A 22,118-nucleotide genomic window follows, 5' to 3' on the forward strand; every position below is an offset into this window, starting at 1 on the left:
TGTAGGAGCGAGCAAGCTCGCTTCTACAAGGCATTACACAACTCCCGCTTGCGTCGTTTCGCCGCGCTCACTAACGTAGCGCCTTTACTGACGCTACCCCCCCGCAGGAGCTTTGCCATGGCCTCGCCAGCCCTCTCACATTTTCTTCCCCGGTTCGGCGTTGCCGCGGCAGTGGCCAGTGCCTTGGGCCTGGCCGGTTGCCAGCTCCAGAACACCCAGGACACCCTGCCACCCGTGGCTGGCGTACAGCCAATCAAGGGCCTGGCACAGAATGTATCGGTACGCCGCAATGCCCAAGGCATGCCGCTGATCGAAAGCAACACCTTCCACGACGCGCTGTTCAGCCTTGGTTATGTGCACGCCAGCGACCGCATCACGCAGATGGTCACCTTGCGCCTGCTGGCCCAGGGCCGTCTGGCGGAAATGTCCGGGCCGCAAGTGCTGGACGTAGACCGCTTCATGCGCGCCGTAAACCTCAAGAAAAGCGCCGGTGAGCTGTACAACGCCTCATCGCCACGCCTCAAGCGCTTCTTTGAAGTGTATGCCCGGGGCGTCAACGCTTACCTGTTCCGCTATCGCGACAAGCTGCCGGCGGATCTGGCTCAAAGCGGTTTCAAACCCGAATACTGGAAACCGGAAGACTCGGCACTGCTGTTCTGCCTGCTCAATTTCAGCGAGTCGAGCAACCTGCAGGAAGAGATTTCGTCCCTGGTACTGGCGCAAAAGGTCGGCGTCGACAAACTCGCCTGGCTCATCCCAAGCGCGCCGGATGAAGCCGTACCGCTGGCCGAGGCCGACAAGCTCAAAGGTGTGAACCTGGGGCAGATCAGCGGCCTCGCCGCCCTGGGCACGGTCAGCCAGCAATTGAGCAGCCTCAACGCGCTCGGGGTCACCACCTCAAGCAACTGGGCCATCGCCCCGCAACGCAGCCGCAGCGGCAAAAGCCTGCTGGCCAGCGATATCGCCGCCACGCCACAGGCTCCGTCGCCATGGAGCTACGTGCAGATTCGCGCGCCTAAATACCAGGCCGTCGGCGCTTCGATTGCCGGCCTGCCGACCCTGCTGTCGGGTTTCAACGGCAAGGTGGCGTGGAGCATGAGCGCGGTCAAGGGCGATACCCAGGACCTGTTCCTGGAGAAGGTCAAGCGCCAGGGCAGCGCGTTGTACTACGAGAACAACGGCAAATGGCTGCCCGCTGCCGTGCGCAACGAAACCTTCTTTATCAAGGGCCAGCGCTCGATTCGCGAAACGGTGTACGAAACCCGTCACGGCGCGCTGCTCAATAGCAGCCAGGCCCTCACCAGCGGTCTGGGCCTGGCCTTGCAAACTGCCGACTTCAAGGACGACAAGAGCCTGGATGCGTTCTTCGACCTGTCCCGTGCGCAAAACGCCGGCAAGGCCTCGGACGCCACTCGCGAGATTCGCGCCATCGCGTTGAACATGATCTTTGCCGACGCCAGCAATATCGGCTGGCAGGTCACCGGCCGCTTCCCGAACCGCCGCGAAGGCGAAGGCCTGTTGCCATCGCCGGGCTGGGACACGCGCTTTGACTGGGACGGTTATGCCGATGCGATGCTGCATCCCTACGATCAGGACCCGGCCCAGGGCTGGATCGGCACGGCCAACCAGCGCACCGCACCCCGTGGCTACGGGATGCAGTTGTCCAACTCCTGGGATGCACCGGAGCGCAGTGAACGCCTGGCGCAACTGGCCGGCGCGGGCAAGCATGACAGCCGCAGCCTGATCGCCATGCAATACGACCAGACCACGACCTTCGCCGCCAAGCTCAAGAGCATGTTCCAGGCCCCGGGCATGGCCCAGCCGCTCAAGCAGGCGATCGACGCCCTGCCGCCAGCGGAGCGCGCCAAGGCCCGTGAAGCACTGGAACGCCTGATGGCCTTTGATGGCCGCCTTGCGCCCACCTCGGCTGACGCGGCGGTCTATGAGTTGTTCCTGCAGGAAAGCGCCAAACAGATCTTCCTCGACACACTCGGCCCTGAAAACAGCGCCACTTGGAAAGCCTTTATCAGCAACGCCAGCATGTCCTATTCAGCCATCGCCGACCACCTGCTGGGCCGCGAAGACAGCCCGTTCTGGGATGACACGCGCACCGCGCAAAAAGAAGACAAGCCCGCGATCCTGGCCCGCACGCTTGCCGCCGCTATCAGTGCCGGTGACAGCCAACTGGGCGCCGATCACAAAGCCTGGCAATGGGGCAAGCTGCACAGCACCACTTGGAAGAACACCAGTGGCCAGGTTATCCGCGGCCCCTTTGCCAGCGGTGGCGACCACAACACCCTGAACCCGGCTCCGTACAACTGGGGCGAGGATTTCAACACCACCCAAGTACCGGCGCTGCGCATGATCATCGACTTCGGCCTGGCCGAGCCGATGCTGGGTCAGGGCGGCATCGGCCAGTCCGGCAACCCGGCCAGCCCGAACTATGCCAATGGCATCGACCCGTCGCTCAAGGCGCAATACCTGAGCTTCCCGATGCAGCCGCAGAACTTTGAAAAGGTGTATGGCAAGACCAGGTTGACCCTGACGCCCGGTAAGTGACCCGGTCTCGCTGAAGACATCAGGTAAATCCCGTAGGAGCGAGCTTGCTCGCGAAAAACGTCAACGATAACGCGTGCTTCCTGAATGAACGCGGCGCCTATGAGTTTTTCGCGAGCAAGCTCGCTCCTACAGGTATAGGGCTTGCCCTTTCCCACATTTGGATCCCATGCATTCAGATAGAACTTCTACACCCAGCCCCGCCTCATAAGTAACAAGCCCACCGCCCCGGCAAATCCATGGACCTCGTCATCGCCCGCCCCGAAGGCCTCTATTGCCCTGCCGGTGATTTTTACATCGACCCCTGGCGCCCGGTGGAACGCGCGGTCATCACCCACGCCCACGGTGACCATGCCCGCACCGGCAACCAACATTACCTGGCCGCCGCCCCCGGCGAAGGCATTTTGCGCTGGCGGCTGGGCCAGGACATCAACCTGCAAACCCTGGCCTATGGCGAGCAGTTGGTGCATCACGGCGTGACCTTGAGCTTCCATCCGGCCGGGCACGTGCTCGGATCGGCGCAGGTGCGCCTGGAATATCAGGGGGAAGTCTGGGTCGCGTCCGGCGACTACAAGGTCGAACCCGATGGCACCTGCGCGCCTTTCGAACCGGTGCGTTGCCACACCTTTATCACTGAATCCACGTTTGGCCTGCCGATCTACCGATGGCAGCCCCAGGCGCAGATCTTTGCCGGGATCAACGACTGGTGGCAGGCCAATATCGCCACTGGCAAGGCCAGCGTGCTGTTCTGTTATTCCTTCGGCAAGGCCCAGCGCATTCTCCATGGCCTCGACGCCAGCATCGGCCCGATCCTCAGCCACGGCGCCGTCGAGCCGTTGAACCGGGTGTACCGCGAAGCTGGCATCTACATTCCCGAAACCCTGTATGCCGGGGATTTCAAGAAGACCGACCCGTTGCTGCGCCAAGCCCTGATCATCGCCCCGCCCTCCGCCGGCGGCAGCACTTGGATGCGCCGTTTCGGCGACTACAGCGACGCCTTCGCCAGCGGCTGGATGCGCTTGCGCGGTACAAGGCGTCGGCGCGGGGTGGATCGCGGCTTTGTGCTGTCGGACCACGCCGATTGGCCCGGGCTGTTGTGGGCCATCGAACAAACCGGCGCCGAACGGGTGATGGTTACCCACGGCTCGGTCGGCGTACTGGTACGCCACCTGCGGGAAAAGGGCCTGGATGCCCAGGGTTTCAGCACCGAATACGGTGATGACGAAGAAGAGGCCACGGCATGAAAGCCTTCGCCGAGCTGTACGCCAACCTCGACGCCACCACTTCCAGCAATGCCAAGCTCGCAGCCCTGCAAGCCTACTTCCTGCAAGCGCCGCCGGAAGATGCGGCATGGGCCGTGTACTTTCTCTCCGGCGGGCGGCCGCGGCAACTGGTGCCCACACGCTTGCTCAGGGAGATGGCGACTGAAGCGGCGAGCATTGAGCCGTGGCTGTTCGAAGAGAGCTATCAATCGGTAGGCGACCTGGCCGAAACCATCTCCCTGCTGCTCCCGGAATCGACTTACACCTCTGAAGACGGGCTTGCCGTGTGGCTGGAAGAAAAGCTGCTGCCCCTGCGCGGCCTGTCGCCCCTGGACCTTGCCGAGCGCCTGCCGGCGTTATGGGCGCAACTGGATCAGCCGAGCCTGATGGTGTGCATCAAGTTGATCACCGGCAGTTTTCGCGTCGGCGTCTCCAAACTGCTGGTTACCCGCGCCCTTGCCGCCATGGCCAATCTGGATAGCAAGCGCGTGGCGCAGCGGTTGGTGGGCTACACGGATCTGTCCAATCGCCCCACCGCCGAGGGTTATCTCAAGCTGATCGCTGCCCAATCATCCGACGAACATGCGCAACGTGGCGGGCAGCCGTATCCGTTTTTTCTCGCCCACGGGCTGGCGCAACCCGTGGAGCAATTCGACACCTTGCTCGGCTCCCCCGCCGACTGGCAGGTGGAATGGAAGTTTGATGGCATCCGCGCGCAGTTGGTCAAACGCGAGGGGCGCCTGTGGATCTGGTCCCGAGGCGAAGAGTTGGTAACCGAGCGTTTCCCCGAGCTTCACAGCCTGGTCAGTGGCTTGCCCGATGGCACGGTGATCGATGGCGAAATCGTGGTGTGGAAAGACGCGGTGCAACCTTTTGCGCTGCTGCAACAGCGGATCGGTCGCAAAACCCTGAGTAAAAAAGTGCTTGAGGATGCGCCTGTCGCCGTGCTCGCCTACGACTTGCTGGAATATCAGGGCGACGACTGGCGCAACCACATCCAGGCCGAACGCCGTACGCAATTGGAACAGGTGATTGCTGCGTGCGACCAACCGGTGCTGTTGCCTTCGCCGCTGATCGAGGCGCCAACCTGGGCAGCGCTGGCGACCCAGCGCGAAGCCTCTCGCAACCTGGGCGTTGAAGGCATGATGCTCAAGGATCGCAAGGGGCTGTACGGTGTAGGCCGCACCAAGGACATGGGCCTGTGGTGGAAGTGGAAGGTCGATCCCTTCAGCGTCGATGCCGTGTTGATCTACGCCCAGCGCGGCCATGGCCGGCGCGCCAGCTTGTACAGCGACTACACCTTCGCGGTATGGGACGGCCCGCCGGGCAGCGAGCGCACGTTGGTGCCGTTCGCCAAGGCTTATTCCGGGCTGACCGACGAGGAGATGCGCAAGGTCGATGCGATTGTGCGCAAAACCACGGTGGAGAAATTCGGCCCGGTCAGCAGCGTGACGCCAAGCATGGTGTTTGAGTTGGGGTTTGAGGGTATCGCCCTGTCCAAGCGGCACAAGAGCGGGATTGCGGTGCGGTTTCCGCGAATGCTGCGCTGGCGCCAGGACAAGGCGGTGGAAGAAGCGGACAACCTGGCCACGCTACAAGACCTGCTGACCTGATATAGCCCTTGTGGGAGCTGGCTTGCCTGCGATGACGGTGAGTCAGCACCCCATGTAACAACTGACCCACCGCTATCGCAGGCAAGCCAGCTCCCACCTTTTGATCAGCAACCGATCCAGAATGGTGCACTGGAAATTCCATGCCCACTTTCGGGCACCGCCTACACTTGAAACGGCCTCATCCCACCTTTTAAAAAGCTCATCCGGGACTATGGTGCAGAAATTGCTACTTGTGCTGCGTCTGACACCGTTCAGTAACAGTCCTCAACGCGCCACAAGCGCTTATCTTGGTTTCCAGGGAATACATAATGAAAAAAGCATTGCTGACCCTTTCTGCACTGGCTCTGTGCATGGCCGCTGGTGTTGCTACCGCCAAGGAATACAAGGAATTGCGTTTTGGTGTCGACCCTTCCTACGCACCGTTCGAATCCAAAGCCGCCGACGGCAGCCTGGTGGGCTTTGATATCGACCTGGGCAATGCGATCTGCGCGGAGCTGAAGGTCAAGTGCAAGTGGGTTGAAAGTGACTTCGACGGCATGATCCCGGGCCTCAAAGCCAACAAGTTCGATGGCGTGATTTCGTCCATGACCGTAACGCCGGTGCGCGAAAAGGCGATCGACTTCTCCACCGAGCTGTTCTCCGGCCCCACGTCGCTGGTATTCAAGAAAGGCGCCGGCTACTCGACACCTGAGTCCCTCAAGGGCAAGTCCGTGGGCTATGAGCAAGGCACCATCCAGGAAGCCTACGCCAAGGCCGTACTGGACAAAGCCGGGGTAACCACCAAGGCCTACGCCAACCAGGACCAGGTGTATGCCGACCTGACCTCCGGCCGTCTCGACGCTTCGGTGCAGGACATGCTCCAAGCCGAACTGGGCTTTCTCAAGTCGCCGGCCGGTGCCGGTTATGAAGTCAGCGCAGCCATTGACGACCCGTTGCTGCCATCGAAAACCGCTGTCGGTATCAAAAAAGGTAACACTGAACTGAAAGCGCTTTTGGATAAAGGTATCAAAGCGTTACACGATGATGGCACCTACGCCACCATCCAGAAGAAACACTTTGGCGATTTGAACCTGTACAGCGGCAAATAATGCCTGGAGCGCCCCTCCCGGCAGGGGCGCTTTTCTATCGCCATAGGTCCTGATTTATGTTCGAAGAACTGTTGCAAACCCTCGGGTTGAGCGCGCTCAGCTTGAAGGGTTTCGGCCCACTGTTGCTGCAAGGCACCTGGATGACCATCAAGTTGTCGGTGCTGTCCCTGGCCGTCAGCGTATTGCTGGGCCTGCTCGGCGCCAGCGCCAAACTGTCCAGCTTGCCGTTCCTGCGCATCCCCGCCCAGCTCTACACCACGCTGATTCGCGGAGTACCCGACCTGGTGCTGATGCTGTTGATTTTCTACAGCCTGCAAACCTGGCTCAGCAGCTTTACCGACTTCATGGAATGGGAATATATCGAGATCGACCCGTTCAGCGCCGGAGTGATCACCCTGGGGTTTATCTATGGGGCCTATTTCACCGAAACGTTTCGCGGCGCGATCCTCGCCGTGCCCCGCGGCCAACTGGAAGCCGCCACTGCTTACGGGCTCAAGCGCGGGCAGCGGTTTCGCTACGTGACCTTCCCGCAGATGATGCGCTTTGCCCTGCCGGGCATCGGCAATAACTGGATGGTGATGCTCAAGGCCACCGCGCTGGTATCGATCATCGGCCTGGCAGACCTGGTGAAAGCCGCTCAGGATGCGGGCAAAAGCACCTATCAACTGTTCTACTTCCTGGTACTCGCGGCGCTGATCTACCTGTTGATCACCAGCGCCTCCAACTTTGTCTTGCGCCGTCTGGAACGTCGCTACTCCGCCGGCGCACGGGAGGCAGTGCGATGATCGAACTATTGCAGGAATACTGGCGCCCCTTCCTTTATAGCGACGGTCAGCACATCACTGGCCTTGCCATGACCATGTGGTTGCTGACGGCTGCACTGGTCATCGGCTTTCTGGTGTCGATCCCGCTGTCCATCGCACGCGTCTCGCGCAAGCGCCTGATCCGTTGGCCGGTGCAGTTTTACACCTACCTGTTTCGCGGAACGCCGCTCTATATCCAGCTACTGATCTGCTACACCGGCATCTACAGCATTGCCGCCGTACGCGAACAACCGCTGCTGGATGCGTTCTTTCGCGACGCGATGAATTGCACCATCCTGGCCTTCGCGCTGAACACATGCGCCTACACCACGGAGATTTTCGCCGGGGCGATCCGCAGCATGGCCCATGGCGAAGTCGAGGCGGCCAAGGCTTACGGCCTCAGCGGCTGGAAGTTGTACGCCTACGTGATCATGCCGTCAGCGCTGCGTCGCGCGTTGCCCTACTACAGCAACGAAGTGATTCTGATGCTGCACTCGACCACGGTGGCGTTTACCGCAACGATCCCCGACATCCTGAAAGTGGCACGGGACGCCAACTCAGCAACCTTCATGACCTTTCAATCGTTTGGCATCGCCGCGCTGATCTACCTGGCGGTGACCTTCGCCCTGGTTGGCCTGTTTCGTCTGGCGGAGCGCCGCTGGCTGGCCTTTCTCGGGCCGAGCCATTAAGGAGCCTTCATGCGCCATGAGCTACATGACCTGATCGCGCCGGTGCCCGGCACGGCGCGGCAGATCCATAGTTTTCACTTCGGCCCGCAACAGGCCGCAGGCAAGGTCTACATCCAATCATCGCTGCACGCCGATGAACTGCCGGGCATGTTGGTGGCCTGGCATTTGAAAGTTCGCTTGGCCGAGTTGGCGGCGGCCGGGCACGTGCGCAGCGAAATCGTGCTGGTGCCGGTCGCCAACCCGGTGGGCCTCGAACAAGTGTTAATGGACATCCCATTGGGCCGCTATGAACTGGAAAGCGGGCAGAACTTCAATCGCTTGTTCGTCGACCTTGGCGAAGAGGTCGGCAACCAGGTCGAAGACCTGCTGGGCGATGATCCCCAGCACAATGCCCGCTTGATCCGCACGGCATTGTCCAGCGCCCTGGCCGCACAAACCGCCCAGACCCAACTGCAATCCCAACGCCTGGTATTGCAACGCCTGGCCTGTGATGCCGACATGGTGCTCGACCTGCATTGCGACTTCGAAGCCGTGGCGCACCTGTACACCACGCCCGAAGCCTGGCCGCAGGTAGAGCCGTTGGCGCGGTACCTGGGCTCCGAGGCCAACCTGCTGGCCACCGATTCCGGTGGGCAGTCCTTTGATGAGTGTTTCACCCTGGTGTGGTGGCAGTTGCAGCAACGTTTCGGCGAGCGCTTCCCGATTCCCATGGGCAGTTTTTCGGTGACCGTCGAACTGCGCGGCCAGGGCGATGTAAACCATGGCCTGGCCGCGCTGGACTGCCAGGCCATCATCGATTATCTGATTCACTTCGGCGCCATCACTGGCGACGTGGCGCCCCTGCCCGCCCTGGCATACCCGGCTACGCCATTGGCGGGTGTTGAACCGGTCACCACCCCGGTCGGCGGTTTGCTGGTGTTCAGTGCGTTGCCGGGCCAATACCTGGAGGCCGGGCAACTGATCGCCGAAATCATCGACCCCATTACCGACCGTGTCACACCGGTGCGCTGCGAGCACGCCGGCTTGCTGTACGCCCGCTCGCTACGCCGCATGGCCACTGCCGGGATGGTCATCGGCCATATCGCCGGCGCGCAGGCCTACCGCAGCGGCTACCTACTTTCGCCTTGAGGATGCACGCCCCATGTACAAACTGACCGTTGAAGGCCTGCATAAAAGCTATGGCGACAATCAAGTGCTCAAAGGTGTTTCGCTCAAGGCCAGAACCGGTGACGTGATCAGCCTGATCGGCGCCAGCGGCTCCGGCAAGAGCACCTTCCTGCGCTGTATCAACTTCCTGGAACCCCCCAACGATGGCGCCATGACCCTGGACGGCCAGGCGATCCGCATGGTCAGCGACCGCCATGGTATGCGCGTGGCCGACGACGCCGAGCTGCAACGCTTGCGTACACGCCTGGCGATGGTGTTCCAGCACTTCAACCTGTGGAGCCACATGAGCGTGCTGGAAAACATCACCATGGCCCCGCGCCGTGTGTTGGGTTGCAGCAAGAAGGACGCCGAAGACCGTGCCCGCCGCTACCTGGACAAGGTCGGGCTGCCGGCGCGCGTGGCCGACCAATACCCGGCGTTCCTGTCCGGCGGCCAGCAGCAACGGGTGGCGATCGCACGTGCCCTGGCGATGGAGCCTGAGGTGATGCTGTTCGATGAACCCACTTCGGCCCTGGACCCGGAGTTGGTGGGCGAAGTGTTGAAGGTAATCCAAGGCTTGGCCGAAGAAGGCCGCACCATGATCATGGTGACCCACGAAATGAGCTTTGCGCGCAAGGTTTCAAGCCAGGTGCTGTTCCTGCACAAGGGCCTGGTGGAGGAGCAAGGTACGCCTGAGGCTGTGCTGGGCAACCCGAAAAGCGAACGCTTGCAGCAGTTTCTGAGTGGCAACTTGAAGTAGGAGCGAGCTTGCTCGCGAAAATCGTCAACGATAACGCGGGCATCCTGGATGAACGCGGTGCCTGGGCCTTTTTCGCGGGCAAGCCCGCTCCTACAGTTGGAACGTCAGCAGTGCCTGAGAGGTCTGTGCAATAGACCCTCCAGAGCGTGCGCTGCCGAATGGCAAAAACCCACGACTTCGCCAAACAATGGTTCGCCGCCAAAGGCTGGAAACCGTTCGCCTTTCAGAAAGACGTTTGGGCAGCGGTCAAGGCAGGCCAGTCGGGGTTACTGCATGCCAGTACAGGGGCAGGTAAAACCTATGCCTTGTGGTTTGCCGCCCTCAATCGTTTCGCCATCACCCGCCCACCCGCCACCGGCAAGCGCAAACCGCCTGCCGAACCGCTGACGGTGTTGTGGATCACACCGATGCGTGCCCTGGCGGCGGACTCCGCACGTGCCCTGCAAGCACCTTTGGAGGCCCTGCACATTCCCTGGAGCGTGGGCCTGCGCACCGGCGACACCAGCAGCAGTGAGCGCGCACGCCAGACACGCCGCCAGCCCACCGCCCTGGTCACCACCCCGGAAAGCCTGACCTTGATGCTCGCACGGGCCGACAGTGAAACGAGCCTGGCGCACCTGCGCATGGTGATCGTGGATGAATGGCATGAGCTGATCGGCAACAAGCGTGGCGTGCAGTTGCAACTGGCGCTGGCACGCTTGCGGCGCTGGCATCCTGAGTTGATGGTGTGGGGCATTTCCGCGACGCTGGGTAATCAGGCCCACGCTTTGGAGGTTCTGGTCCCACAGGGCGGTGGGATCAATGTACAGGGGCAGACGGCCAAGGCACTCAAAGTCGACACCTTGCTGCCGCCCGTCGCAGAGCGCTTTCCCTGGGCCGGGCATATGGGTTTAAAGATGTTGCCGCAAGTAGTCGCCGAGGTAGAGGCCAGCAGCAGTTGCCTGGTGTTTACCAACACCCGGGCGCAATCGGAAATCTGGTATCAGGCGATTCTCGACGCCCGACCGGACTGGGCCGGATTGATTGCCCTGCACCACGGCTCGCTATCGCGGGAGACCCGGGACTGGGTGGAGCGAGCGTTGAAAGACGGGCAGCTCAAGGCGGTGGTGTGCACCTCCAGCCTCGACCTGGGTGTGGATTTCCTGCCGGTGGAGCGAGTACTGCAGATCGGCTCGGCGAAAGGTGTGGCGCGGCTGATGCAACGCGCCGGGCGCTCCGGCCATGCACCGGGTCGACCTTCACGGGTAACGCTGGTGCCGACCCACAGCCTGGAGCTGGTGGAAGCCGCCGCCGCCCAGGATGCAATCGCACAACGGCGCATCGAAGCGCGGGAGTCGCCGCACAAGCCGCTGGATGTCCTCGTACAACACTTGGTCAGCATGGCTTTAGGCGGTGGTTTTACCCCGGATGCACTGCTGACGGAAGTACGCGGCGCCTGGGCCTACCGCGATCTTACCGAAGCGGATTGGGCCTGGGCCCTGGGGTTTGTGCGCCATGGCGGCCTGTCGCTGACCGCCTATCCGGATTACCGCCGTGTGGAGCCTGATGAGCACGGTATATGGCGCGTCCCGGACGCCCGCCTGGCACGCCGTCACCGCATGAGCGTGGGCACCATCGTCAGCGATGCCAGTATCCAGTTGAAATTCTGGAGCAAGGGCGGCGGCGGCAAAAACCTGGGCAGTGTCGAAGAGGGCTTTATTGCGCGGCTCAAGCCAGGAGATGGCTTTCTGTTTGCCGGGCGTTTGCTGGAGTTGGTGCGCGTGGAGAATATGACCGCCTACGTGCGCCGCAGCAGCGCGAAAAAAGCCGCGGTACCCCGCTGGAATGGCGGGCGTATGCCGCTTTCCAACGAGCTGGCCCAGGCGGTGGTCGAACGATTTGACGCGGCGGCGCAGGGGCGTTTCGACGGCCCCGAAATGCACGCGGTACAGCCGCTGCTGCAAACCCAGCTGCGCTGGTCCGGCCTGCCGACGCGCCACAATCTGCTCGCCGAAACCCTGCAATCGCGAGAAGGCTGGCACCTGTTTTTGTACCCCTTCGCCGGACGCCAGGTGCATCTGGGTCTGGCCAGTTTGTTGGCGTGGCGGGTCAGTCGGCAGCAGCCGGTGACATTCTCCATCGCGGTGAATGATTACGGCCTGGAACTGTTGAGCGCCACGCCCGTGCACTGGCCGCAGCTGCTGGATGCGGCGTTGCTGAGCCCCCAGGGCTTGCTGGAAGACGTGGCCGCCAGCCTCAACGCAGGAGAACTGGCCCTGCGCCGCTTCCGCGAAATTGCGCGGATCGCCGGGTTAGTGTTTGCCGGGCATCCCGGGGCACCAAAAAGCACGCGGCAGGTGCAAGCCTCCAGCGGCTTGTTCTTTGAGGTATTCAAGCAATATGACCCGCAGAACCTGCTGCTGGCGCAAGCCGGGGAGGAAGTCTTGCGCGACGAGTTGGACATTCGCCGGCTGGAGCAGACCTTACGTCATCTTTCGACCCTGAAGCTGGACCTGCACAAGATCGAGCGCCCCACCCCACTGGCGTTCCCGCTGCTGGTGGAACGGATGCGCGAGAGCATGAGTTCGGAAAAACTGTCGGAGCGTATCGCGCGGATGGTCAAGGACCTGGAAAAAGTCGCAGACAAAGGAAAAGCTTGATGCATTGCGCACTGACGCTGGCAGGCGAAGAACTGTGGTTATTGGCCGACAAGGCCGTGTACTGGCCCGCTCGTCAGTGCCTGCTGATTGCCGATGCGCATTTTGGCAAAGCGTCAGCCTATCGCAGCCTCGGGCAACCTGTGCCTCAGGGCACCACAACGGCCAACCTGCAACGCCTGGACCAGCTATTGTCGGCCTTACCTTGTAGGCAGGTGGTCTTTCTCGGTGACTTCCTTCATGGACCAGGCTCCCACGCCAGCGGCACCCTCGGCGCGATCCGGGCCTGGCGTGAGCGCAACAGTGAACTGGCGATGACCCTGATTCGCGGCAATCACGATAAACGGGCGGGCGACCCGCCTGCGGACCTGAGAATTGAGGTAGTGCCCGAGCCACTGCTGATGGGCCCTTTCGCACTGCAACATGAACCTGACGCCCATGCCAGCCACCACGTACTGGCGGGGCATGTGCATCCGGTGTATCAGTTGCGCGGCAGGGGCCGACAGCGCTTGCGCTTGCCGTGCTTCCGGATCGGCGAACGGGTCAGCCTGCTGCCGGCGTTTGGCGCCTTTACCGGGGGCTATGCCGTGCAGGAGGACGATGAGCACCGAATCTTTGTGATCGGCGAACACCAGGTTTGGCCAATTCAGTCAGCCAGCGACTGATTGGCCGTCCAGGTATCAGGCGACAGGCGCGGGTGGTGGATCGTCTGGCAGGGTTGGCTCACCGGGCTCGGTAGGCTGGGGGTAATCAGGTTCGGGTTGGCCTGGAATGCCGCCTGCATGGGCAGGGTTGGCCATCAGGGACCAGGCCAGAACACCAATCTGGTTGGGTTCAAGCCGGGCGAGTTCTGCGCTGATTCGCGGGTCGATCTTCATAAGGTACTCCTCAAGCGTGGCCCGACGCGTTTTACACGCGTCGAGGCAGTACACCTGAATAGAGTCAATTTACGCAGACTAATTCCCTTTCCTCGTAGGAGCTTTCGATCAAGCGCGTGGAAGAGTGACGCCGCGCTGGCCCTGGTACTTGCCGGCGCGGTCCTTGTAGGACACTTCACAAGCCTCGTCGGACTGCAGGAACAGCATCTGTGCCACGCCCTCATTGGCATAGATCTTTGCCGGCAAGGTGGTGGTGTTGGAGAACTCCAGGGTCACGTGGCCTTCCCACTCCGGCTCAAGCGGCGTGACGTTAACGATAATGCCGCAACGAGCGTAAGTGCTTTTACCCAGGCAGATGGTCAATACATCGCGGGGAATACGAAAGAATTCCACGGTACGCGCCAGGGCGAAGGAGTTAGGCGGGATGATGCACACGTCGCTCTTGACGTCGACGAAGCTCTTTTCGTCGAAGTTCTTCGGGTCGACAATCGCCGAATTGATGTTGGTGAACACCTTGAATTCATCGGCGCAACGCACGTCGTAGCCATAGCTGGAAACCCCGTACGAAATCACCCGCTCGTCGCCTTCGCCACGAATCTGGCGCTCGACGAACGGCTCGATCATGCCGTGTTCCTGCGCCATGCGGCGAATCCACTTGTCCGATTTGATGCTCATGGCGGTGTCCTGAATAGCGAGGTGGAAAAAATCTGTGGGCCATCTTACCGGGGCCAGCCTTGGGGTTCAAAGGCCACAAGGGTTTTCTTGATCAAAGCCCTGTCCGCCATAAGCTCCAGCCAACGGGGCCGGGCCCGGGGTTGCCGTCAGGCATGGCTGTAAATACCACCGCCAGTCACGAAAATAGAGAAACCTTCGGAAATACCATTGGCACGTTCCGGAAAAAGGGTTAAGGTGGCGTCACTGTGTTGCTTGTGTCACTGAGAATCTCTACACGATATGTTGAATTTCGATCCAACCATCTCCAAGAATTTTTCCTGCTCTTTGCACTCAGTCTCGGCCAGGGCTTTTCCTGAGTCGCAGTTAACTTTGTCCAAGGAGTTACACCATGTCTAATCGCCAAACTGGTACCGTTAAGTGGTTCAACGATGAAAAAGGCTTCGGCTTCATCACTCCACAATCCGGTGACGACCTGTTCGTTCACTTCAAAGCTATCCAATCCGACGGCTTCAAAAGCCTGAAAGAAGGCCAACAGGTTTCTTTCATCGCTACCCGCGGTCAGAAAGGCATGCAAGCTGAAGAAGTTCAAGTTATCTAACTTGTACTGAATCAGTCGAAAAAACCCCGCCCTTAAAAGCGGGGTTTTTTTATGCCTGGATTCTGGTGTGCTACACCGATGAATATCGGACACAAAAAAATGTGGGAGGGGGCTTGCTCCCGAATGCGGCGTATCAGTCAACACATCAGCGACTGCCACACTGCATTCGGGAACAAACCCCCTCCCACATTCAAGCATTCAAACTGCGTTACTTACTGGAACAACGACTCACTCGACAAGCCATTCTTTTCAAGGATCTCACGCAAGCGCTTGAGGCCCTCCACCTGGATCTGCCGCACCCGCTCACGGGTCAGGCCAATCTCCAGGCCTACGTCTTCCAGGGTGCTGCTCTCGTGACCCCGCAGGCCGAAGCGGCGAATCACCACCTCACGCTGCTTGTCCGTAAGCTCTGACAGCCACTGGTCAATACTTTGGGAAAGATCATCGTCCTGCAACAGCTCGCAGGGATCGGTCGGGCGATCATCCGTCAGGGTGTCCAGCAGGGTTTTATCCGAATCCGGCCCCAGCGAGACATCGACCGACGATACACGCTCGTTAAGGCCCAACATGCGCTTGACCTCCCCTACCGGTTTTTCCAGCAGGTTGGCGATCTCTTCAGGCGAAGGTTCATGATCGAGTTTTTGCGTCAGCTCACGTGCCGCCCGCAGGTAGACGTTGAGTTCCTTGACCACATGGATCGGCAACCGAATCGTACGGGTCTGATTCATGATCGCCCGTTCGATGGTCTGGCGAATCCACCAGGTGGCATACGTGGAGAAGCGGAAGCCCCGCTCGGGGTCGAACTTCTCCACCGCCCGGATCAAGCCCAGGTTGCCTTCCTCGATCAAGTCCAGCAGCGACAGCCCACGATTGACGTAGCGTCGGGCGATTTTCACCACCAGGCGCAGGTTGCTTTCAATCATGCGTTTGCGCCCAGCCGGATCACCCTTTTGCGACAAGCGCGCAAAATGGACTTCTTCTTCGGGAGTGAGCAGAGGGGAAAAGCCGATTTCATTGAGGTACAGCTGGGTCGCATCGAGCGCCCGGGTGTAGTCAATGTACTTGTGTTGCTTTAACGCGGAGGCGTTCCTGGATTTGGTACGAACTGAAGGTGGTGCCGCTCCTTCATTATCTGACATCGGATCCGTATCGATACCGGCCTCCATAAGGAGAACCTCATCGTCGATGTCAAACTCCGGCGCTTCTTTACTGAGAGCCATTGTTATAGTCCTTTGGTGAGTTCGACCTCAAGCTCAAGCGACGCCTTTATCCTTGGCAACGCTGGAGCCTGTTCCTTCTACGTGAGGGAACAGGCTGTGCAACACATCAACGACGGGGCAGGAATTGCAGCGGATCTACAGGTTTCCCTTGGCGGCGAATCTCAAAGTGCAGTTTCACCCGGTCTGTACCCGTTGAACCCATTTCGGCAATTGTCTGTCCGACCTTGACCTGCTGCCCCTCCCGAACCAACAGCCTGCGGTTATGACCGTAGGCACTGACGTAGGTATCGCTGTGTTTGATGATGACCAGCTCGCCGTAGCCCCGTAGACCACTCCCGGCGTACACCACTGTCCCATCAGACGCAGCCAAAACAGGCTGTCCCAAATCCCCGGCGATATCAATGCCTTTATTCAAACTACCGTTTGAAGAGAATTTTCCAATCAGCACTCCGTTTGAAGGCCATCCCCAGCCGGTCGGCGCCGGCCCTGCAGGTGGCAACGGCGCGGGTGCGGGCTTGCTTGTAGCGCTAGGCGCAGCACTGCCCGCAGGCCGGGTGATGATGGTGGTTTTGCTCGAAGACGATGGCGAAGATCCCGACTTTGTCACAACTGCCGTAGGCGCCGAACCTGGGCGACCATCGAAACGAATGGTCTGCCCTGGATGAATCGTATAGGGCACGGGAATGTTGTTACGGGCGGCCAGCGCCTTGTAGTCCCAGCCATAACGGAAGGCAATGGAGAACAGTGTGTCGCCCTTGCGCACCACATACTGGCCGGTGGTCACCGTGGGCCGCTGCGGTGCCGCTTTAGTGCGGTCAACGACACGGGCGCCGCCCGATGGCGTGCTCGAACAGGCGGCCAATAAGGAACTCAAGACAAGGCCAAGCACCAGTCGCTGAAAGCTTGTTTTACTCATTCGCTGCGCAGGACCTGTGAGACTCACCCGCCGCTCCCTTTGTGGTGGCTGAACGTTAACGCCTGTATCAGGCTTGAAATATGACGCAAGTATAACTGGGCATTGGCTTTTTACTGGCACACGACTGAAACGAAAAATTCATCATGTTTAATTCCGAGTACCAAGCCTGATGATTCAATAGACCCCGGCGTAAGACACATCCTCGCCAGCAGAATTCACTGCAAGGAAATAAATGCTCAGGCCAGGGGGCCATTCAACAGCGGCACGAAGCGCACTGCGCCCAGCACATGCCGGGAAAAGCCTTCTTCCTCGCGGATAATAAGCATCAACTGTTGCACTTCGCCGGAGCCCACCGGGATGACCAGCCGCCCGCCAGGCGCCAATTGGTCCAACAGGGCTTGAGGTACGTCGGTGGCCACGGCGGTGACGATAATGCCGTTGTACGGCGCCAGCGCCGGCCAGCCTTCCCACCCATCGCCCCAACGAAACACCACGTTGCGCAGGTTCAGTTCGACCAGACGCTCCTTGGCACGGTCCTGCAGCACCTTGATGCGCTCCACCGAAAACACCCGCTCTACCAACTGCGACAGCACAGCTGTCTGGTAGCCGGAGCCGGTGCCGATCTCCAGCACCTTGTCCAGGGGCCCGGCCGCCAACAACAGTTCGCTCATGCGCGCAACCATGTAGGGCTGGGAGATGGTCTGGTTGTGGCCGATGGGCAACGCCGTGTCTTCATAGGCGCGATGCGCCAGGGCCTCATCGACAAACAGGTGTCGCGGCGTGCGCCGGATTACTTCCAGCACCTGGGCGTTGGACAAGCCTTCTTCGTACAGACGCTGGATCAGCCGCTCCCGGGTGCGCTGGGAAGTCATGCCGATACCACGGCGCAACAGGTCGTCTTGTTCACGAGCCATCAACGCAGTCCCTCCAGCCAGCCATCGAGGCCACTGAAGGCATCACTGAAGGTGCGATCCAATTGCAACGGAGTAATTGACACATAGCCTTGCATCACCGCATGAAAATCCGTGCCCTCCCCGCCATCCTCGGCATCACCGGCCGCGGCGATCCAATAGCCTTCCTTGCCCCGCGGGTCGACCACCTTCAGAGGCGCCGCCGCTCGGGCGCGATGGCCCAGGCGCGTCAGCTGGATGCCGCGGATATGGTCGAGGGGCAGGTTGGGAATATTGACGTTGAGTACCGTACGCGGCGGCAGGTCCAGGGACCCGTGGGCCTCCACCAGCTTGCGCGCGTAATACGCGGCAGTCGCCAGGTTATCCAGTTGCCGCGAGGCAAAGGAAAAGGCGAACGCGGTGCGTCCCAGGAACCGCCCTTCAAGGGCCGCCGCCACGGTGCCGGAATACAGCACGTCATCGCCCAGGTTGGCGCCCAGGTTGATCCCCGAGACTACCAGGTCCGGCTCATGCTCCAGCAAACTGTTGATTGCCAAATGCACGCAGTCGGTGGGGGTGCCGTTTACGCTGATAAAGCCATTGGCCAGAACCTGCGGGTGCAACGGACGGTCGAGCGTCAGCGAACTGCTGGCGCCGCTCTTGTCCTGGTCGGGGGCAACCACCACGCACTCGGCGTAATCCTGCAGCGCAGCATAGAGCGCGGCAAGACCGGGTGCGGTGGCACCGTCATCGTTTGATATCAGAATACGCATGGGCTGTCCGTCTGCCCCACCGGCACCAGATCAACAAGCTCGCGCACCAAGACAGTGGCGAAGCATCCGGCCGGCAGGACGAATTCCAATTGCAGAATGTCAGGACCGGGATAATGCCACGTCAACCCGCCAATGGGCAGTCGCAGAATGCGACGTTCCTGGCTCATTCCCGCATTCACCAGCCAATCACGTAGGTCGGCTTCGCTGGCAGCGACAGATTGTTCCAACTCATGTGTAAGACCTTTCGCCGGCGAGTCACCTTCGCCCCACTGTGGGCCTGTCGGGTGCAGGTCCAGGATCGCCAGGCGCGGGTCGCTGCACTCAGCCTCACCGGCCGGGAAAAAACTGCGACTGTCGGTAAAGGCCAGCAGGTCGCCCACCTGGGCGCGCTGCCAGGAACCGTCGGCGACACGCGCTGCCAGCACTTTGTTGAACAAGTAGCTACGGGCGGTGGACAACAACCGCGAACGCACATTGCGCTGCTCCGGCAGCGCCTTGCGAGCAGCCCATTCACGGGCATCCACGACGTTACCGCCGTTGTGGCCGAAGCGCTGGGCGCCGAAATAATTGGGAATGCCATGCCGGGCAATCAACTGCAGGCGCGCGTCAATGGCGGCGGTGTCGCCGGTCAGCTGGGTCAGGCGCAAGGTAAAGCCGTTGGCCGAATGGGCACCACGTTGCAACTTGCGTTTGTGCCGGGTGGTTTTCAGGATCTTGAGGGTGTCGTTTTCGGCGCCGCTCATATCCGGGTCGGCCTTGCCGGGCAACTGCACGCTGAACCACTGGCGCGTCAGGGCCTGACGATCCTTGAGCCCGGCATAGCTGACGGTGCGCAGCGGTACGCCGGCCGCCTTGGCGATACGCCGTGCGGCCTCTTCCGTATTCAAGCCGCGCTTTTCCACCCACAGCCACAGGTGCTCACCGTCACCGGTCAGCGGAATATCCAGCACCTCATCAACCTGGAAGTCTTCTGCCGTCGCCTTCAGCACCGCGCTGCCCAGGGCCTCGCCGTAGGCCCGTGGGCCCAGCAGTTGCAAGTCGTTCATGCGCGCAGCAACAAGGCAACGGAGTGCACGGCGATGCCCTCTTCACGACCGGTAAAACCGAGCTTTTCGGTGGTAGTGGCTTTCACGTTGACTTGATCCAGTTCAATTTGCAGGTCTGCGGCAATCAACGCGCGCATCGCTTCGATATGGGGAGCCATCTTGGGCGCCTGAGCCACAATGGTGTTGTCGACGTTGCCGACCTTCCAGCCCTTGGCATGGAGCAAACCGACCACATGGCGCAGCAACACACGGCTGTCCGCGCCCTTGAAGGTCGGATCGGTGTCGGGAAAGTGCTTGCCGATATCACCCAATGCTGCCGCGCCGAGCAAAGCATCGCTCAAGGCATGCAAGACAACATCGCCGTCGGAATGAGCCAGCAACCCATGATGGTGTGCAATGCGCACGCCGCCCAAGGTGATGAAATCGCCCTCAGCGAAACGGTGCACATCGTAGCCGTGGCCAATACGCATAAAAAAACGCCCCGATTTAATTCAGGGCGTGATTCTACCTACTTTTGCCTCACATTAACCGAGCAAAGCACGCCCATGATGGCGCAAATGGTCTTCGATGAAGCTGGCGATGAAAAAGTAGCTGTGGTCGTAGCCAGGTTGCAGGCGCAGTTCCAACGGATGGTTGGCCGCCTTGGCCGCTTGCAGCAGGGCTTCAGGTTTAAGCTGAACCGCCAGGAAATCATCGCGATCGCCCTGGTCCACCAGCAACGGCAACTTTTGCGAGGCCTCACTGATCAGCACGCAGGCATCCCATTCACGCCACTTGGAGCGCTCTTCACCCAAGTAACGGGAAAAGGCTTTTTGGCCCCAGGGGCAGTCCATCGGATTGTTGATCGGCGAAAACGCCGACACCGATTGGTAGCGGCCCGGGTTGCGCAGCGCGCATACCAGCGCACCATGTCCACCCATGGAGTGACCGCTGATGCCGCGTTTATCCGACGCCGGGAAATGCGCCTCCACCAGGGCCGGTAACTCCTGCACCACGTAGTCATGCATCCGATAGTGCTTGGCCCAGGGCTCCTGAGTGGCGTTCAGATAGAAACCGGCGCCGAGGCCAAAATCCCAGGCGTTGTCCGGATCGTCCGGCACACCGGGGCCGCGGGGGCTGGTGTCCGGTGCAACGATAATCAGGCCCAGCTCGGCGGCCACACGCTGGGCGCCGGCTTTCTGCATGAAGTTCTCATCGGTGCAGGTCAAGCCGGACAGCCAGTACAGCACCGGCAACTTACCGCCCTGCTCTGCTTGCGGCGGCAGATAGACGGCGAAGGTCATGTCGCAACCGAGCACATCGGAATGATGCTTGTAGCGTTTATGCCAGCCGCCGAAGCTCTTCTGGCATGACAGGTTTTCCAGACTCATGGCCGACCTCAGAAGTGAATGACGGTACGAATGCTCTTGCCTTCATGCATCAGATCAAACGCTTTGTTGATGTCTTCCAGGCCCATGGTGTGGGTGATGAAGGTGTCCAGTGGGATCTCACCGGTCTGGGCCATTTCCACGTAGCTTGGCAATTCCGTACGGCCACGCACACCACCGAATGCCGAACCGCGCCAGACACGCCCGGTGACCAGCTGGAACGGACGCGTAGCGATCTCCTGGCCTGCACCGGCCACGCCGATGATTACCGATTCGCCCCAGCCTTTATGGCAGCACTCAAGGGCCGCACGCATCAGTTGCACATTGCCGATGCACTCAAAGGAAAAGTCCACGCCGCCATCGGTCAAATCGACAATCACGTCCTGGATTGGGCGGTCGTAGTCTTTCGGGTTGATGCAGTCGGTAGCCCCCAGTTGCTTGGCAATTTCGAACTTGGCAGGGTTGATGTCGATGGCGATGATACGACCGGCCTTGGCCTTGACCGCGCCGATCACCGCCGACAGGCCAATACCGCCGAGGCCGAAGATAGCCACGGTGTCGCCCGGCTTGACCTTGGCGGTGTTGAGCACTGCGCCGATGCCTGTGGTGACGCCGCAACCGAGCAGGCAGACTTTTTCCAGCGGCGCGTCTTTAGCAATCTTGGCCACGGAGATTTCCGGCAACACGGTGTACTCGGAGAACGTCGACGTGCCCATGTAGTGGAAAATCGGCTGACCCTTGTAGGAAAAACGCGTGGTGCCATCCGGCATCAAGCCTTTGCCCTGGGTAGAGCGGATGGCCTGGCACAGGTTGGTCTTGCCCGACAGGCAGAATTTGCACTTGCCGCATTCCGGGGTGTACAGCGGGATCACATGATCGCCCACAGCGACCGAGGTTACGCCCTCGCCGATGGCTTCAACCACTGCGCCGCCTTCGTGCCCCAGGATCGAGGGGAAAATGCCTTCCGGGTCCGCACCCGACAACGTATAGGCGTCGGTGTGGCACACGCCGGAAGCAACCACCCGCAACAGCACCTCGCCGGCCTTGGGCATGGCGACGTCCACTTCAACAATCTCAAGGGGCTTCTTGGCTTCGAAGGCTACGGCGGCGCGAGACTTGATCATCCGGGTTTCTCCAGGGGGTTAAAAATTGATGGCAGGAGTGTAAAACATGGCTGCCTGATTAATAATCCAGGCAAAAGC

21 protein-coding genes are annotated in these 22,118 nt (G+C 60.6%); 11 read left to right on the plus strand and 10 right to left on the minus strand.

Annotation, left to right across the window (positions count from 1 at the left end; translation table 11 throughout):
- Positions 1-117 precede the first annotated feature (117 nt).
- The 10 genes from TX23_RS05010 to pdeM all read left to right on the plus strand — a co-directional run bounded on the left by TX23_RS05010 (position 118) and on the right by pdeM (position 13,218).
- Complete coding sequence (locus tag TX23_RS05010) at positions 118-2,559, plus strand: penicillin acylase family protein (protein ID WP_057701287.1); 2,442 nt, start codon at positions 118-120, stop codon at positions 2,557-2,559.
- A 236-nt stretch (positions 2,560-2,795) separates the two neighbouring features.
- A complete protein-coding gene (locus tag TX23_RS05015; RefSeq protein ID WP_032877352.1) occupies positions 2,796-3,800 on the plus strand; it encodes a ligase-associated DNA damage response exonuclease in 1,005 nt (334 codons plus the stop codon).
- Entirely contained in the window at positions 3,797-5,431 is a 1,635-nt protein-coding gene (locus TX23_RS05020) for an ATP-dependent DNA ligase (protein ID WP_057701288.1), read from the plus strand. Before TX23_RS05015 ends, TX23_RS05020 begins: the two co-directional genes overlap by 4 nt.
- Before the next feature lie 308 nt (positions 5,432-5,739).
- Positions 5,740-6,519 carry a transporter substrate-binding domain-containing protein gene (locus TX23_RS05025; protein ID WP_005785784.1) on the plus strand — a complete coding sequence of 260 codons (780 nt, stop codon included), beginning with the start codon at positions 5,740-5,742 and terminating at the stop codon, positions 6,517-6,519.
- Between the two features lie 56 nt (positions 6,520-6,575).
- Positions 6,576-7,304 (plus strand): ABC transporter permease, encoded by a 729-nt coding sequence (locus TX23_RS05030; protein WP_005785781.1) that lies wholly within the window; start codon positions 6,576-6,578, stop codon positions 7,302-7,304.
- Entirely contained in the window at positions 7,301-8,011 is a 711-nt protein-coding gene (locus TX23_RS05035) for an ABC transporter permease (RefSeq protein WP_057701289.1), read from the plus strand. Before TX23_RS05030 ends, TX23_RS05035 begins: the two co-directional genes overlap by 4 nt.
- A gap of 9 nt (positions 8,012-8,020) precedes the next feature.
- A complete protein-coding gene (locus TX23_RS05040; RefSeq protein WP_057701290.1) occupies positions 8,021-9,139 on the plus strand; it encodes a succinylglutamate desuccinylase/aspartoacylase family protein in 1,119 nt (372 codons plus the stop codon).
- Positions 9,140-9,152: 13 nt separating this feature from the next.
- Positions 9,153-9,917, plus strand: coding sequence for an ABC transporter ATP-binding protein (locus TX23_RS05045; protein WP_057701291.1), 765 nt, complete (start codon positions 9,153-9,155; stop codon positions 9,915-9,917).
- A gap of 158 nt (positions 9,918-10,075) precedes the next feature.
- On the plus strand, positions 10,076-12,556 hold the full coding sequence (locus TX23_RS05050) for a ligase-associated DNA damage response DEXH box helicase (protein WP_057701292.1): 2,481 nt from the start codon (positions 10,076-10,078) through the stop codon (positions 12,554-12,556).
- Entirely contained in the window at positions 12,556-13,218 is a 663-nt protein-coding gene (gene pdeM, locus TX23_RS05055; RefSeq protein ID WP_057701293.1) for a ligase-associated DNA damage response endonuclease PdeM, read from the plus strand. The genes TX23_RS05050 and pdeM overlap by 1 nt, the downstream gene beginning before the upstream one ends.
- A gap of 15 nt (positions 13,219-13,233) precedes the next feature.
- Here pdeM and TX23_RS05060 read toward each other — a convergent pair whose 3' ends face one another.
- A complete protein-coding gene (locus TX23_RS05060; protein ID WP_057701294.1) occupies positions 13,234-13,431 on the minus strand; it encodes a hypothetical protein in 198 nt (65 codons plus the stop codon).
- A gap of 108 nt (positions 13,432-13,539) precedes the next feature.
- Positions 13,540-14,106: a dCTP deaminase gene (dcd, locus tag TX23_RS05065; protein ID WP_003189215.1), complete on the minus strand. Its 567-nt coding sequence runs from the start codon at positions 14,104-14,106 to the stop codon at positions 13,540-13,542.
- A 388-nt stretch (positions 14,107-14,494) separates the two neighbouring features.
- On the opposite strand from dcd, the gene TX23_RS05070 reads away from it, so the two are divergent.
- Positions 14,495-14,704, plus strand: a complete 210-nt coding sequence (locus TX23_RS05070; RefSeq protein WP_002554837.1) for a cold-shock protein — start codon at positions 14,495-14,497, stop codon at positions 14,702-14,704.
- A gap of 212 nt (positions 14,705-14,916) precedes the next feature.
- Here the strand turns inward: TX23_RS05070 and rpoS are convergent, their stop codons facing one another.
- From rpoS to TX23_RS05110, 8 genes are all read right to left on the minus strand, one after another.
- Positions 14,917-15,924 carry an RNA polymerase sigma factor RpoS gene (gene rpoS, locus TX23_RS05075; protein ID WP_032877359.1) on the minus strand — a complete coding sequence of 336 codons (1,008 nt, stop codon included), beginning with the start codon at positions 15,922-15,924 and terminating at the stop codon, positions 14,917-14,919.
- Between the two features lie 106 nt (positions 15,925-16,030).
- On the minus strand, positions 16,031-16,867 hold the full coding sequence (locus TX23_RS05080) for a peptidoglycan DD-metalloendopeptidase family protein (RefSeq protein WP_057701295.1): 837 nt from the start codon (positions 16,865-16,867) through the stop codon (positions 16,031-16,033).
- A 209-nt stretch (positions 16,868-17,076) separates the two neighbouring features.
- A complete protein-coding gene (locus TX23_RS05085) occupies positions 17,077-17,712 on the minus strand; it encodes a protein-L-isoaspartate(D-aspartate) O-methyltransferase (RefSeq protein ID WP_010176736.1) in 636 nt (211 codons plus the stop codon).
- Between the two features lie 41 nt (positions 17,713-17,753).
- Positions 17,754-18,503, minus strand: coding sequence for a 5'/3'-nucleotidase SurE (gene surE, locus TX23_RS05090; protein WP_057701296.1), 750 nt, complete (start codon positions 18,501-18,503; stop codon positions 17,754-17,756).
- Complete coding sequence (gene truD, locus TX23_RS05095) at positions 18,491-19,549, minus strand: tRNA pseudouridine(13) synthase TruD (RefSeq protein ID WP_057701297.1); 1,059 nt, start codon at positions 19,547-19,549, stop codon at positions 18,491-18,493. The genes surE and truD overlap by 13 nt, the downstream gene beginning before the upstream one ends.
- Complete coding sequence (gene ispF / locus TX23_RS05100) at positions 19,546-20,019, minus strand: 2-C-methyl-D-erythritol 2,4-cyclodiphosphate synthase (protein WP_057701298.1); 474 nt, start codon at positions 20,017-20,019, stop codon at positions 19,546-19,548. The genes truD and ispF overlap by 4 nt, the downstream gene beginning before the upstream one ends.
- A gap of 54 nt (positions 20,020-20,073) precedes the next feature.
- Positions 20,074-20,919: an S-formylglutathione hydrolase gene (gene fghA, locus TX23_RS05105; RefSeq protein WP_057701299.1), complete on the minus strand. Its 846-nt coding sequence runs from the start codon at positions 20,917-20,919 to the stop codon at positions 20,074-20,076.
- 8 nt (positions 20,920-20,927) lie between these two features.
- Complete coding sequence (locus TX23_RS05110; protein ID WP_057701300.1) at positions 20,928-22,040, minus strand: S-(hydroxymethyl)glutathione dehydrogenase/class III alcohol dehydrogenase; 1,113 nt, start codon at positions 22,038-22,040, stop codon at positions 20,928-20,930.
- Positions 22,041-22,118 lie beyond the last annotated feature (78 nt).

Origin of the sequence: Pseudomonas paralactis (assembly GCF_001439735.1) — a bacterium.
Classification (GTDB): domain Bacteria; phylum Pseudomonadota; class Gammaproteobacteria; order Pseudomonadales; family Pseudomonadaceae; genus Aquipseudomonas; species Aquipseudomonas paralactis.

What these genes read in the sequence shown, in the direction of transcription:
- TX23_RS05010 (WP_057701287.1), top strand. Translation starts at nt 118, where the DNA reads ATGGCCTCGCCAGCCCTCTCACATTTTCTTCCCCGGTTCGGCGTTGCC.
- pdeM (WP_057701293.1), top strand. Translation starts at nt 12,556, where the DNA reads ATGCATTGCGCACTGACGCTGGCAGGCGAAGAACTGTGGTTATTGGCC.
- TX23_RS05035 (WP_057701289.1), top strand. Translation starts at nt 7,301, where the DNA reads ATGATCGAACTATTGCAGGAATACTGGCGCCCCTTCCTTTATAGCGAC.
- TX23_RS05110 (WP_057701300.1), bottom strand. Translation starts at nt 22,040, where the DNA reads ATGATCAAGTCTCGCGCCGCCGTAGCCTTCGAAGCCAAGAAGCCCCTT.
- rpoS (WP_032877359.1), bottom strand. Translation starts at nt 15,924, where the DNA reads ATGGCTCTCAGTAAAGAAGCGCCGGAGTTTGACATCGACGATGAGGTT.
- TX23_RS05025 (WP_005785784.1), top strand. Translation starts at nt 5,740, where the DNA reads ATGAAAAAAGCATTGCTGACCCTTTCTGCACTGGCTCTGTGCATGGCC.
- fghA (WP_057701299.1), bottom strand. Translation starts at nt 20,919, where the DNA reads ATGAGTCTGGAAAACCTGTCATGCCAGAAGAGCTTCGGCGGCTGGCAT.
- TX23_RS05050 (WP_057701292.1), top strand. Translation starts at nt 10,076, where the DNA reads ATGGCAAAAACCCACGACTTCGCCAAACAATGGTTCGCCGCCAAAGGC.
- TX23_RS05085 (WP_010176736.1), bottom strand. Translation starts at nt 17,712, where the DNA reads ATGACTTCCCAGCGCACCCGGGAGCGGCTGATCCAGCGTCTGTACGAA.
- TX23_RS05040 (WP_057701290.1), top strand. Translation starts at nt 8,021, where the DNA reads ATGCGCCATGAGCTACATGACCTGATCGCGCCGGTGCCCGGCACGGCG.
- dcd (WP_003189215.1), bottom strand. Translation starts at nt 14,106, where the DNA reads ATGAGCATCAAATCGGACAAGTGGATTCGCCGCATGGCGCAGGAACAC.
- TX23_RS05015 (WP_032877352.1), top strand. Translation starts at nt 2,796, where the DNA reads ATGGACCTCGTCATCGCCCGCCCCGAAGGCCTCTATTGCCCTGCCGGT.
- ispF (WP_057701298.1), bottom strand. Translation starts at nt 20,019, where the DNA reads ATGCGTATTGGCCACGGCTACGATGTGCACCGTTTCGCTGAGGGCGAT.
- TX23_RS05045 (WP_057701291.1), top strand. Translation starts at nt 9,153, where the DNA reads ATGTACAAACTGACCGTTGAAGGCCTGCATAAAAGCTATGGCGACAAT.
- surE (WP_057701296.1), bottom strand. Translation starts at nt 18,503, where the DNA reads ATGCGTATTCTGATATCAAACGATGACGGTGCCACCGCACCCGGTCTT.
- TX23_RS05070 (WP_002554837.1), top strand. Translation starts at nt 14,495, where the DNA reads ATGTCTAATCGCCAAACTGGTACCGTTAAGTGGTTCAACGATGAAAAA.
- TX23_RS05030 (WP_005785781.1), top strand. Translation starts at nt 6,576, where the DNA reads ATGTTCGAAGAACTGTTGCAAACCCTCGGGTTGAGCGCGCTCAGCTTG.
- TX23_RS05020 (WP_057701288.1), top strand. Translation starts at nt 3,797, where the DNA reads ATGAAAGCCTTCGCCGAGCTGTACGCCAACCTCGACGCCACCACTTCC.
- truD (WP_057701297.1), bottom strand. Translation starts at nt 19,549, where the DNA reads ATGAACGACTTGCAACTGCTGGGCCCACGGGCCTACGGCGAGGCCCTG.
- TX23_RS05060 (WP_057701294.1), bottom strand. Translation starts at nt 13,431, where the DNA reads ATGAAGATCGACCCGCGAATCAGCGCAGAACTCGCCCGGCTTGAACCC.